Origin of the sequence: Acinetobacter sp. WY4, assembly GCF_018438165.1 — a bacterium.
Lineage (GTDB): Bacteria > Pseudomonadota > Gammaproteobacteria > Pseudomonadales > Moraxellaceae > Acinetobacter.
In genome coordinates this window covers 114,722-127,708 of sequence record NZ_CP053947.1, presented here as the reverse complement: position 1 = coordinate 127,708, position 12,987 = coordinate 114,722, and the positions used below count along the sequence as shown (strand labels likewise).

General features: G+C 46.6%; 11 protein-coding genes. 7 read left to right on the top strand and 4 right to left on the bottom strand.

Annotated features, from left to right (window positions below; genetic code table 11):
- Nucleotides 1-9 precede the first annotated feature (9 nt).
- From G4D73_RS00545 to G4D73_RS00515, 7 genes are all read left to right on the top strand, one after another.
- Entirely contained in the window at nt 10-1,611 is a 1,602-nt protein-coding gene (locus G4D73_RS00545; RefSeq protein ID WP_114541770.1) for a carboxyl transferase domain-containing protein, read from the top strand.
- Nucleotides 1,612-1,623: 12 nt separating this feature from the next.
- The gene (locus G4D73_RS00540; protein WP_213687124.1) at nt 1,624-2,418 is read left to right on the top strand and encodes an enoyl-CoA hydratase/isomerase family protein; all 795 of its coding nucleotides are present in this window, start codon (nt 1,624-1,626) and stop codon (nt 2,416-2,418) included.
- A 19-nt stretch (nt 2,419-2,437) separates the two neighbouring features.
- Nucleotides 2,438-4,432, top strand: coding sequence for an acetyl/propionyl/methylcrotonyl-CoA carboxylase subunit alpha (locus G4D73_RS00535; RefSeq protein WP_213687123.1), 1,995 nt, complete (start codon nt 2,438-2,440; stop codon nt 4,430-4,432).
- A complete protein-coding gene (locus tag G4D73_RS00530) occupies nt 4,429-5,331 on the top strand; it encodes a hydroxymethylglutaryl-CoA lyase (RefSeq protein WP_213687122.1) in 903 nt (300 codons plus the stop codon). Before G4D73_RS00535 ends, G4D73_RS00530 begins: the two co-directional genes overlap by 4 nt.
- A 93-nt stretch (nt 5,332-5,424) precedes the next feature.
- Nucleotides 5,425-6,129 (top strand): CoA transferase subunit A, encoded by a 705-nt coding sequence (locus G4D73_RS00525; protein WP_213687121.1) that lies wholly within the window; start codon nt 5,425-5,427, stop codon nt 6,127-6,129.
- Nucleotides 6,130-6,131: 2 nt separating this feature from the next.
- A complete protein-coding gene (locus G4D73_RS00520) occupies nt 6,132-6,770 on the top strand; it encodes a CoA transferase subunit B (RefSeq protein ID WP_004646586.1) in 639 nt (212 codons plus the stop codon).
- A gap of 96 nt (nt 6,771-6,866) precedes the next feature.
- Entirely contained in the window at nt 6,867-8,279 is a 1,413-nt protein-coding gene (locus G4D73_RS00515; protein WP_213687120.1) for a short-chain fatty acid transporter, read from the top strand.
- A gap of 54 nt (nt 8,280-8,333) precedes the next feature.
- Here G4D73_RS00515 and G4D73_RS00510 read toward each other — a convergent pair whose 3' ends face one another.
- The 4 genes from G4D73_RS00510 to G4D73_RS00495 all read right to left on the bottom strand — a co-directional run bounded on the left by G4D73_RS00510 (nt 8,334) and on the right by G4D73_RS00495 (nt 12,837).
- On the bottom strand, nt 8,334-9,824 hold the full coding sequence (locus G4D73_RS00510; RefSeq protein WP_213687119.1) for an OmpA family protein: 1,491 nt from the start codon (nt 9,822-9,824) through the stop codon (nt 8,334-8,336).
- Nucleotides 9,825-10,005: 181 nt separating this feature from the next.
- The gene (locus G4D73_RS00505) at nt 10,006-11,241 is read right to left on the bottom strand and encodes a dihydroorotase (RefSeq protein WP_213687118.1); all 1,236 of its coding nucleotides are present in this window, start codon (nt 11,239-11,241) and stop codon (nt 10,006-10,008) included.
- 10 nt (nt 11,242-11,251) lie between these two features.
- Nucleotides 11,252-12,268 (bottom strand): aspartate carbamoyltransferase catalytic subunit, encoded by a 1,017-nt coding sequence (locus G4D73_RS00500; RefSeq protein WP_004280134.1) that lies wholly within the window; start codon nt 12,266-12,268, stop codon nt 11,252-11,254.
- Nucleotides 12,269-12,492: 224 nt separating this feature from the next.
- A complete protein-coding gene (locus tag G4D73_RS00495) occupies nt 12,493-12,837 on the bottom strand; it encodes a hypothetical protein (RefSeq protein WP_004646582.1) in 345 nt (114 codons plus the stop codon).
- Nucleotides 12,838-12,987 lie beyond the last annotated feature (150 nt).

The following is a 12,987-nucleotide window of genomic DNA, read 5'->3' as shown; positions in this document are numbered from 1 at the left end:
ATGTTCGTCATGAATCAGTTATCGAGCAAAATCAATATACGTAGTGAAGAGTTTAAAACCAACCAGACTGCCATGCTGCAACTGGTGGATGACCTAAAACAGAAAGTTGAAAAAATTGCTTTGGGTGGCGGCGAAACTGCTCGTCAAAAACATTTAGATCGCGGCAAGCTGTTACCACGTGAACGGATTAATCACCTGATTGATCCAGGAACCGCTTTTCTGGAAATTGGTCAGCTGGCTGCCTATCAGGTTTATCAGGATGATGTTCCTGCCGCAGGTGTGGTCGCTGGTGTTGGTCAGGTTAACGGTGTGACCTGCATGATCATCGCCAATGATGCTACGGTGAAAGGCGGTACTTATTATCCATTAACAGTGAAAAAACATTTACGTGCTCAGGAAATTGCCGAGCAGAACCATCTGACTTGTATTTATCTGGTGGATTCAGGCGGTGCATATTTGCCTTTACAAGATGAAGTATTTCCAGACCGCGATCACTTCGGCCGTATTTTCTACAATCAGGCACGTATGTCGAGCCAAGGTATCGCCCAAATTGCAGTGGTGATGGGTAGCTGTACTGCCGGTGGTGCTTATGTTCCTGCCATGTCAGATGAAACCATTATTGTCCGCAATCAGGGCACGATCTTCCTCGGCGGCCCTCCTCTGGTTAAGGCAGCTACTGGTGAAGTGGTGTCTAGTGAGGATCTCGGTGGTGGTGATGTGCATACCCGTTTGTCTGGCGTGGCTGATCATCTGGCTGAAAACGATGAACATGCGATTGCGATTGCTCGCAACATCGTGGCCAACCTGAACAAAAAGCCAAACAAGACCGCAGATGAAATCGAAGCGCCGCTATTTGACAGTTCGGAACTGTACGGCATTGTGCCGAGTGACGCGCGTAAGCCTTTTGATATCCGTGAAGTGATAGCCCGTATTGTCGACGGTTCACGTTTTGACGAGTTCAAGGCACGTTTCGGCACTACCCTGGTGACCGGTTTTGCCAAGCTCTATGGCATGCCGGTCGGGATAATTGCCAATAATGGCATTCTATTTTCCGAGTCTGCCCAAAAAGGCGCACATTTTATTGAACTGTGTACCCAGCGCAATATTCCACTGATTTTTCTGCAAAACATTACCGGCTTTATGGTCGGTCGCCAGTATGAAAATGAAGGCATTGCCAAAAATGGTGCCAAGCTGGTGATGGCCGTCGCTAATGCCAATGTACCTAAGTTGACTCTAGTGATTGGCGGTTCTTTTGGTGCCGGCAACTATGGTATGTGTGGTCGTGCTTATTCGCCACGCTTTATGTGGACCTGGCCAAACTCGCGTATTTCAGTGATGGGCGGTGAACAGGCCTCCAGCGTTTTGTCAACCTTAAAACGTGACCAGATTGAACAGAAAGGTGGTAGCTGGTCAGTAGAAGAAGAAGACCAGTTTAAACAGCCAATCCGTGATCAATACGAACGCCAAGGCCATCCTTATTATGCGTCTTCGCGGTTATGGGATGACGGTGTGATTGATCCAGCGCAATCGCGTGAAGTACTAGCCTTGAGTCTGGCTGCAGCCCTAAATGCACCTATCCAGCCAACCAAATTCGGCGTGTTCCGTATGTAAGAGGTATCAAAAATGGATTATCAATTTTTACAGCTCGAACAGCAGAATCAGGTCGCGACAGTCTGGATTAATCGTGCCGAACTGCACAATGCCTTTAATACTCAAGTCATTGAAGAATTGCATGCCTGCTTCCAGTCTTTAAATAGCCGTGATGATGTACGCGTGGTGATTCTGGCGGGTCGTGGCAAAAGTTTTTCTGCCGGTGCTGACCTGAACTGGATGAAACAGGCCGGTCAGGCTTCTCAAGCAGATAACGAAGCGGATGCGCTCAAACTGGCAAAAATGCTGCAAAGTCTGGCAACCTTGAAACAGCCGACCATTGCCCGGGTACATGGTATTGCGTTTGGCGGCGGCATGGGTTTGGCTTCGGCCTGTGATATTTGCATCGCCAGTACCGATGCCAAGTTTGCGACGTCGGAAGTACGTTTAGGTCTGGCACCTTCGACCATCAGCCCGTATGTGATTCGTGCGATTGGGGCCCGTCAGGCCTCACGTTATTTCCTGACCGCCGAGCGGATTACTGCTGAACAGGCCAAAATGATTGGTCTTGCGCATGAAGTCACTCCACCGGAACAGCTCGACAGTAAAATTGATGAAATTGTGGAAGCACTTTTACTGGGTGGACCTGCTGCACAGAGTGCATCCAAACAGTTGATCCAACTGGTTGACCAACAGGTATTAACCGAAGATTTACTGCTTAAAACAGCACAGCATATTGCCCATATTCGCCAGGGAGATGAGGCGAAAAATGGACTGAATGCATTTTTAAACAAACAAAGCCCGGCCTGGATCAAGACCACGGCATAACAACAAGAAGGATCCTACGATGTTTGAAAAGATTTTAATTGCCAACCGTGGTGAAATTGCCTGCCGTGTCATTCGTACAGCGAAGAAATTAGGGATTGCCACCGTTGCTGTCTACTCCGATGCCGATGCGCAGGCACAGCATGTCAAACTGGCAGATGAAGCGATCTATATTGGTGAATCGCCTGCTGCACAAAGTTATTTACAGATTGAACGTATTATTCAGGCAGCTAAAACTACCGGTGCTCAGGCCATTCATCCAGGTTATGGTTTCCTGTCTGAAAATGACCAGTTTGCCCTGGCCTGTCAGGACAACAACATTGTCTTTATAGGTCCGCCAGTAGGTGCAATCTTAGCAATGGGTCTGAAAGCGACTTCTAAAGCTTTAATGGAAAAAGCTGGTGTACCGTTAACTCCAGGCTATCATGGTACTAATCAGGATGCAGATTTCCTGAAACAGCAAGCCGATAGTATCGGCTATCCGGTACTGATCAAGGCTAGTGCCGGCGGTGGCGGTAAAGGCATGCGTCTGGTGGAACGCAGTGAAGATTTCCTGAGCTCACTGGCATCTTGTAAAAGTGAAGCACGTTCAAGTTTTGGCAATGAAGACGTTCTGATTGAACGCTATGTGATTCAGCCACGTCATATTGAAGTGCAGGTGTTTGGTGATACCCACGGCAATTATGTACATCTGTTCGAACGTGATTGCTCGGTACAGCGCCGTCACCAGAAAGTGCTGGAAGAAGCGCCTGCACCGAAAATGCCGGAAGACAAACTTGAGGCGATGCGTCAGGCGGCAATCGATGCTGCGCGTGCAGTGAACTATGTCGGTGCCGGTACAGTCGAGTTTATCGTGGAGCAAGACGGCACAGCTTACTTCATGGAAATGAACACCCGTCTTCAGGTTGAACATCCAGTGACGGAAATGATTACCGGACAGGATCTGGTGGAATGGCAACTGCGCGTGGCTTTTGGTGAACCTTTACCGAAGCAGCAGCATGAGTTGCAGATTCACGGTCATGCGCTTGAAGCCCGTGTCTATGCTGAAGAGCCGGAAAAAGGTTTTATCCCGGCGATTGGCCAGATCAGCTATTTACACTATCCAGAACAAAATGACTATGTCCGTGTGGATAGCGGTATTGTCGAAGGTGATGAGATCAGCACCTATTATGATCCGATGATTGCCAAACTGATTGTCTGGGGCAAAAACCGTGAAGCGGCCTTGACTCAAATGCATCACGCGCTGGGCCATTTCCATGTTGATGGCTTGGGCAATAATATCGCTTTTCTAGATCGCCTGGTGCTGTGTGATTCGTTTAAAAATGCACATTTAGATACTGGCCTGATTCAGCGTGAAGAAGAATTTCTGCTCAAACCTTCTGCAGATATCAGTGTTGAACTGGTAGTCAGTGCCGCACTGATTGAACTCCTGGCACGTCAAGCACAGAATCCCGTTCCAAGCAATCCGGTGTGGCAGCAGCAAGCATTCTGGCGTCTGAATCAGCAAAATAGCCATACAGTGCAATTACAACGCAATGGCATTAACCTGAAAATTCAGTTCAAGGCCCAAGATCAAGGTTTTGTCACCAGCTATAACGGTCAGCAAATTCAAATTCAGGGTCAGCTTATTGATGCACATACTTTAGCGCTGCAACTGGCAGGCAAACAGCAAAAACTGGCTTTTAGCCAGACTGAGCAAGGCATTACCCTGTTCCAGAATGGTCAAAGCTATAAGTTTAATTACCTGAAGTCTGATTTTAATAATCAGGATGAACAAGGCACGGAAAATAATCTGATCGCGCCAATGCCAGGTGTCATTACCCAGGTGCTCGTGGCAGCCAATGACAAAGTCAAAAAAGATGATGTGCTGATGACGCTGGAAGCCATGAAGATCGAATATTCAATTCGTGCACCGCATGACGGCATCATTGCAAGTTCATATTTCCAGAAAGGTGACCAAGTCAAAGCTGGTGATGAACTGGTCGAGTTCCAACCTCTGGCGGAGGAAGTGGCATGACGGATTTTGTCAAGATCGTAGAGGTCGGGCCACGCGATGGCCTGCAAAATGAAAAAATACCTTTGACATTGGATGACCGGAAAAACCTGATTCTGGACCTGATGAAAACCGGTCTGCAGTCCATCGAAGTCGGCTCCTGCGTTTCAGCCAAATGGGTACCGCAAATGGCAGACAGTGATGTGCTCTTTGCCAGCCTACCCCAAGATCCGAATATTCAGTTCAGTTTATTAACCCCAAACATGAAAGGTTTTGAATCGGCACTGGCTGTGGGTTGCAAGGAAGTGGCGGTATTTACTGCAGCTTCTGAAAGCTTTACCCGCAAAAACATCAACTGCTCGATTGATGAAAGCTTCGAGAAGTTTGCCGATGTCATGGCAGCAGCCAAAGCCAATGATATTAAGGTACGTGGCTATGTTTCCTGCATGGTGGACTGTCCTTATGAAGGTGCGATTGATCCCAAGCAGGTGGTGAAAGTCACGCAGCGTTTGCTGGAGATGGGCTGCTATGAAGTGTCGTTGGGTGAAACCATTGGCACGGCCACCCCAGACCGGGTTAAATACGTCTGGGAAGCTTGTTTGGCTGAACTTGATGCCAAAGTGCTGGCCGGTCATTTCCATAATACCTACGGCATGGCGATTGCCAATATTTATCAGTCACTGTTGCAAGGCATTCGGGTCTTTGACTCCTCCATTGCTGGACTGGGTGGCTGTCCTTATGCCCAAGGTGCATCTGGCAATGTCTCGACCGAAGACCTGTATTACCTGCTCTCGAATATGGGCTTTGAAACCGGTATTCAGCTGGATGCACTGATGCAGGCCAGTCGTAATATCAGTGAAGTCTTGCAGCGCAATAATCCATCCAATTATGCCAATGCCTACTGGCAAAAAGCCTGTGCTTAACAATAATCATGCTTGAGCAAAATAAACTTAAGCAACCCATAAGGATATAAACAGCAGATTTAAGTCTGCTGTAATAACAATAGAGGTGACAAGATGTCAAACAAGGTTTATGACGGCGCTCAATCCGCCTTAAAGGATGTGGTGCAAGATGGTCATACTCTGGCTGTCGGTGGTTTCGGCCTATGTGGTATTCCAGAAGCTTTGATCACGGCCCTAAAAGAAACTGGTGCCAAAAATTTGACCTGTATTTCCAATAATGCCGGTGTAGACGGCTTCGGTCTGGGGCTTTTACTGGAAACAAAACAGATTAAAAAAATGATCTCCTCTTATGTCGGTGAAAACAAGGAATTCGAACGTCAATATTTAAATGGCGAACTGGAAGTTGAACTGACCCCACAGGGTACACTGGCAGAAAAATTACGTGCTGGCGGTGCCGGTATTCCGGCTTTTTATACGGCGACGGGTGTCGGAACCGTGATCGCTGAAGGTAAGGATGTCCGTGAATTTAATGGCAAGTCTTACATTCTGGAAGAATCTTTAACAGCTGATGTTGCTCTGGTTAAAGCCTATAAGGCCGATAAAGCCGGCAACCTGATTTTCCGTAAAACCGCCCAGAACTTTAATCCGGTCTGTGCCATGGCCGGCAAAATTACCATTGCTGAAGTCGAAGAGATTGTCGAAATTGGCGTGCTGGATCCGGACGAAATCCATCTTCCGGGAATTTATGTGAACCGGATAGTCCTGAATGCTCAACCGGAAAAACGTATTGAACAGATGACTTTAAAGGCGGAGGCTTGATCATGGCTTGGACACGTAATGAAATGGCGCAGCGCGCGGCACAAGAGCTTGAAGATGGTTTCTACGTCAATCTAGGGATTGGCCTGCCGACGCTAGTCGCGAACTATATTCCGGAAAATATCAATGTCTGGCTGCAGTCGGAAAATGGCCTGCTGGGGATTGGCGAATTTCCAACCGAGGAGACAGTGGATGCCGACCTGATCAATGCCGGTAAACAGACGGTTACCGCGCGTAAAGGTGCTTCATTTTTCTCAAGTGCCGACTCCTTTGCCATGATCCGTGGCGGTCATGTCAATATTGCCATTCTGGGTGCTATGGAAGTGTCCGAAACTGGTGATCTGGCCAACTGGATGATTCCAGGCAAAAAGGTCAAAGGCATGGGCGGTGCCATGGATCTGGTCGCGGGTGTACAAAAGGTCGTGGTCTTGATGGAACACTGCGCCAAAGATGGTACACCTAAGATAGTTCCAGAATGTAGTCTGCCGCTGACCGGCCAGGCTGTGGTGAACCGGATTATTACCGATCTCGGTGTACTGGATGTTACTCCTGATGGAATTCGACTGGTTGAACTGGCACCAGAGGTAAGTTTTGAAGAGATTCAAAAAGTCACGGGGGTAGCGCTACTACGTAACGCTGCCTGATCCAGCCAGCCCTTAAGAATGAAGCATCTTAAGGGCTTTTTTATATATAGCTGTTTCATTTCAAAATAATAATCGCAGAATAAATGGATTTTAATCATGCAAACTCAACAAAATATTTTGCAGCGCTTCGCCTTGCGCGTCAGCGACTGGTCTGAAAAATGGTTTCCGGATTCTTATATTTTTGCCCTGCTTGGCGTCATCATTGTGGCGATTGCCGCCATCGGAATTGGTGCACCCGCACAGGATGTCGCGATTTCCTTTGGAGACGGCTTCTGGAGCCTGATTCCCTTTACCTTGCAGATGTGCATGCTGATCGTGGTCGGTTATGTGGTTTCCGTATCTAAGCCTGTCCAGCTTCTGATCCAGAAAATGGCGCGCCTGCCACATTCCGGTCGTGGTGCGATTGTCCTGGTCGCCACGGTCAGCCTGTTAATTTCTCTGATTAATTGGGCCATGAGTACTGTACTGACTGCACTCCTAGTGATTGCACTGGCACAGCGTAAAGAGCTTAACATGGATTACCGCGCTGCTGCGGCTGCCGCGATTATCGGGATGGGTGCGACCTGGGCACTGGGCATCAGTTCTTCAGCTGCACAGTTACAGGCCAATAAAAGCAGTCTGCCTGAACCGATTTATAATCTGACGGGCGTGATTCCATTTACCGAAACCATTTTCCTGCCGCAATCCATGATCATGACGGCGGTACTGATTGTAGCTTCAATTGCGATTACTTACTGGTCAGCACCTAAAGGGTCTGACATTAAAACCATTGAGCACTTCCCGATTCAGATTGAAGAAGAAAAACCGGAAGTATCTGCCGAAAAAAGACCGGGGGATTGGCTGGAAAATTCACCCATTTTAAGCATTTTGATAGTGATTCTGGGTGCAGTCTGGATGTTTAACGAATTTTCCAAAAGTAATCCGATTCTGGCCATTTCCAGCTTGAATACCTATAACTTTATCTTTCTGATTTTGGGCGTGGCCTTGCACGGTACGCCACGAAATTTTCTGAATGCAGTCTCCAAGGCTGTTCCGGCTATTTCAGGAGTACTGATCCAGTTTCCGCTGTATGGCAGTATTGCCTTTATGATGACCAATGCGCTAAACCCGGCCGATCTATCATTGTCGCATTACATTGCCGAGTTCTTTGTTTCGATTGCTTCGCAAGAAACCTTTGCCATCGTGATGGGACTCTATTCAGCGATTCTGGGCTTCTTTATTCCTTCTGGCGGTGGGAAATGGATTATCGAAGCACCCTATGTGATGCAGGCAGCCCATGACCTGAAAGTGCATCTGGGCTGGTCGGTACAGATTTATAATGCTGCCGAAGCCTTACCGAATTTGATTAATCCTTTCTTTATGCTGCCGATGTTGGGTATCCTGAAATTAAAAGCCAAAGATGTGATTGGATTTACGGTTACCCAGCTGATTTTCCATCTGCCTTTGGTACTGTTCCTGCTCTGGTTCCTGGGAAGAACCCTGACCTATAGCCCGCCGGTATTTTCTTAATTCAAGACAATAAAAAAAGACGAAAATTCGTCCTTTTTTATATACGCCGCTCTCTTAATTTCCTGTCTTCTCAACCACACCTTCATCATCTACTTCACGCATAATTCCCGTTTCAGTATTCACAACCTCAAAGGTCACGCGACGGTTCTGAAACTGCCCGGCAGGTGTCGCATTAGGTTCAACCGGCTGATCCTCTCCCATTCCAACCGCCTGTAATTGTGCAGGATCGACACCTTTTTGCACGAGATAACTGGTAATCGCCTGAGCGCGCTGTACGGACAGCACCTTATTTTCTGCTTCGCTGCCCTGAGCATCCGCATGTCCTTCAACTTTCAGGATAACTTGTGGCGCACGTTGTAATAATGCAGCAGCTTGATCCAGCACCAATTTATTGACCTCTGGAACTTCAGTCGATGCCGTATCAAAATTAATAATCTGTAAATTCAGTGCAGTCGCCACATCCAGCGCTTTAACATTATCGGTCTTGATACTGGCCAAGGCTTGTTCTGCTTCGCTATTGGCAGTATTAATCACGTCACTTCTGTTGAGCGGCTGTTGGGTCACCACCGTGACATTCTTGGCCAGACTACGAATTTGTGCTGCCAGACGCTCGGCCTCCGCATTGGTTGCTGCACGAACCGAAACCTGATTGCCAATCCAGTCGAGTGATACATTTGGCATTCCCTGCATTGTTCTCAACACAGTCGGAATAGTATCCTGATCTATAAATTCTGAATGATAAACCTCACTACTCAGCGCGCCACAGCCAATATTATAATTAAAGATCTGTTTGATCTCGTTTTGTAGAATTTCCATATACTGCGGATTATTCAGCTGTAATTGGCAACTGACAATTTCGCCATTGCTACCAGTACTCAATCGCAAGGATGCCGGCTGAGCTGCGGCAACTTCGCTCGTTGTCTGAGTATTTGAATCTTCAACCTCATCCTGCATGCAGCTACGAACCAAAAATAGGATCAAACCCGCCAGGATCAGAAAAATAATAAACGGCCATAAAAAGCCGGTTTTTCTCTCTTCCTGAACAATGATGGTCTGCTCCGCTAATACAGGTTCCTGATTTAAATTCTGCCCTGCCAAGGGTGAAACTCCAAGCGCTGCCAGAATAGGGCCAGCCCAAACGGGTAATGCGCGCTGAATCGAATCGGCGTGGGTTTCCAGCAAATGGCTAATCGCTTCCGGACTTGAAGCACCCGCTTCGGTCTGCAAAAAATTCATGGTCGGTACAATTGACCGGTTCAAGGTATGCTCTATTTCGTCTTGCGGCGCGCTCTGATCAAGTTGATCCAGAAACTGCTGCTTGAGTGCCGGGTTTGCATTGAATAATTCATGGATTTTTGGATTGAGTTGCTGACCAAGATTCTCGATCCAGGCGGGACGTGCACGCAATATACTTAAAAATATGGGATAGAATTGAGCCAAAGCTTGATCTTTGGCAAATAAATGCTCGGTTTCACCTTGAAGCACAATCGCCGTAACATCGCTTTTTAAGCGTTCTATAAAGTCTATATTCATAATCGTCACCATTCTTTTGATTTTTCTAATGTTTAATATTTAATCAGTGTAACGATCCCCATTTTTTTAAAATGTAAATAATTGTATGAATATCATAAAGTTTCACTATTTTTATTGAGCACTCATTTTACTGATACAGAATTTAAAAATAAAAAAAGCCAGCCGAAGCTGACTTTTATAAAATTGGGATCACTTAAGCAGCAAAAGTTTGAACAACTTTACCCAGCACTTTTTGATTAATTAGCGGGGTATTTTTACCTTGTGACACGATGCTTTCTTTATTCAGGGTCCATTCCAGTTCCGGATCTAGCAGCACCCAGCCTGATTCATTTATCCATCGATCTGCCATTTGTGCAACACGTGCCGGAGCCAAGGTCACTTTTTCCACCCATTCCAGTGGAGTCAACAACCCCTCACGAATCAATTGCAAACCAAAAGGCACATAAGTATCAAAAGCTGTGAATCCTGGCTGTGTTTCAGCAAACGGCGCCATTTTCGCAGAGCTGCTTAGCGGTTCATGATGAGTACAAATCGCATCAATCACGCCTGATTTCACACCTTGGCGCAATAATTCTTTATCGTGTTCAGAACGAAGTGGCGGACGTACATGTGCCAGTGAGTTAAAACCATCAATTAAATGATCGGTCAGATGTAACTGATGCATGGCCACATCACAGGTCACCGGTAAGTCTTTTTCCTTGGCAATACGAATGAGTTCCACCGAAGCACCGCAAGACAACAGACCAAAGTGTGCTCGTACTTTGGTTGATTCAATCATCAATAGATATTTGGCGATTGCCACAGTTTCAGCCAGTGCCGGAATCATCGGCAAACCCTGACGTGATGCAATAAAGCCTTCATGCACACAGCCGTCTTTGGCGATTTGTGGTTCTTCGGCATAGAACACCACTGTCAGGTCTAAACCTGCAGCATATTCAAGGGTACGCAGTACCACGTCATCATTGGCAAACGGCGCACTGGCATTGGAAACGGCAGTACAACCGCCCTTTTTCAAGCCTGCCATATTTGCCGGTTGTTGACCATTTAAGCCTTGGGTTTGTGCACCAATCACTTGAAGATAGATCCCACCATCCAGCATGGCTTTTTCAACCAGGCCGTGAATCAATGCACCATTATCTTGTACGATTGGCTTTGAATCGGGTGGCGTAAATACGTGCAAAATGCCATTTTCACGAGCCGCTTTTCCTTCAGATTTAAGCGTACCGTGTTGTTGTTGGCCGGGTTCACGTAAGCGTGCACACAGGTCAACCATGGTGGGCATCAACCATTTGCCTTGACCATCAATCGTTTCAGAGACATCTGCTGTTTCTGCAACGAGTTTTCCATTTTCCAGATACACGGTCTGGATAGAATTAGTGTTTTGGATTGGATCAAGAACACGGACATTTTCAATTTTTACAATAGTCATGACTTATTCCTTAACCCGCAATCGCTTCAATCAAACCTTGTTCTTGTAACTGGCCTTGCATCGACAAAGCCAACACCGCCATACGCACTGCAATGCCATTGGTCACCTGCTTTAAAATCACAGATTGTGGGCCATCCGCAATACTTGAGTCGATTTCAACCCCACGGTTCATTGGTCCCGGATGCATCACGATACAATCCGGTTTGGCCATGGCAAGACGTTCTTTATTCAAGCCATACATTTTGTAGAACTCTGCTTGCGAGGCAAGTGCCGGAGAATCAATACGCTCGTTTTGAATACGTAAGGTAATGATCACGTCGCAGTCTTTGATGCCGTCTTCCATATTGTTAAATAGACGAACACCATCGCCATATTCTTCAAAACCCAATGGCAGCAAGGTATTCGGTGCAATCACCCGGATATCCTGGCAACCTAAAGTTTGCAAGGCAGCCACATCTGAACGCGCGACACGTGAATGCTTGATATCGCCAATAATGGCAATCGACATTTCTTCGAATTTTTTATTGGTTTCGCGGCGAATGGTCAGCATGTCCAGCATCGCTTGAGTCGGATGCGCATGACGGCCATCACCGGCATTAATAATTGCCACTGTTGGACAGACATCCTTGGCAATAAAATGCGCTGCCCCTGAAGATGAATGACGTACCACGAAAATATCGGCCGCCATGGCTTCCAGATTCCATAAGGTGTCACGCAGGGTTTCACCTTTAGAAGTACTCGAACGGGCAATATCGATATTGAGAACGTTGGCAGAAAGGCGCTTGGCAGCGGCTTCAAAGGTGGTGCGGGTACGGGTTGAATTTTCGAAGAACAGGTTCATCACCGTTTTGCCTTCGAGCAAATTATTGGTGATCAGCTGATTTTGGTCATTAAAAAAGGACTGTGCAGTGTCCAATATTTTTGTCAGGGTTTCTTTAGAAAGACCTTCGATGGTCAAGAAGTGTTTTAGATTACCTTCTTTATTGAGTTGAATCTGGCTCGGTGTATGCAATGCCGCCAAGTGCATGAGAGATTCCTTATGCGTTAAGTCAACATATTATACAGAGATTGGCGAATTTTTATAGTTGGCCACGCTGCTACTTGTACAAAAAGCATCTGAACAATAAAAATAAAAAATCAGATTCCTTTGTATTTTTTCAATAAGATAATTTAACCCGATTTGCATCTTGCTGATTTTAAGTACAAAACCAACGGGCGCTTCAGTCTGGAGCATTCACACCCATCTCAGGTTTAACGCAGTGCACCAATATACCGATGTGACACCTGTGCACGATAGATATCGTCTTCATCCGGTTCGACCGAGATCAGCCCTTCCTGCTGGCTTGGGTGTGCAGATTCTGTTTGTGAGTCTTGTGCTGTTTCAGAAATCTCCAGTACCATTTTCAGGCGCTGGATCAGATGATTCAAATCTGGATCCTGGGTTTGCTCTGCCAGTTGAATCACATGCCGGGCATAATCCAGGTTCTCTGCCAGATAAATTGCATCAATCACCCGACCTGAAACACGTCGTAAACGCGCATAGATTAAAGTGGCCACTGAAAAAGCGTCATGGTTGCGTAACTGATTCTCTAACATCTTAACCCCCATTATAAAATTGAAAAATCAGGCAGCCATCGCTCCCCATCGACTGACCGCCTGATTTGCCATGTATAGAGCAAAATGCATACCAGTTCCTCAATTTATAGTGTGAATATTATTTTTCTCTATCACATGCCACGGCCTTTC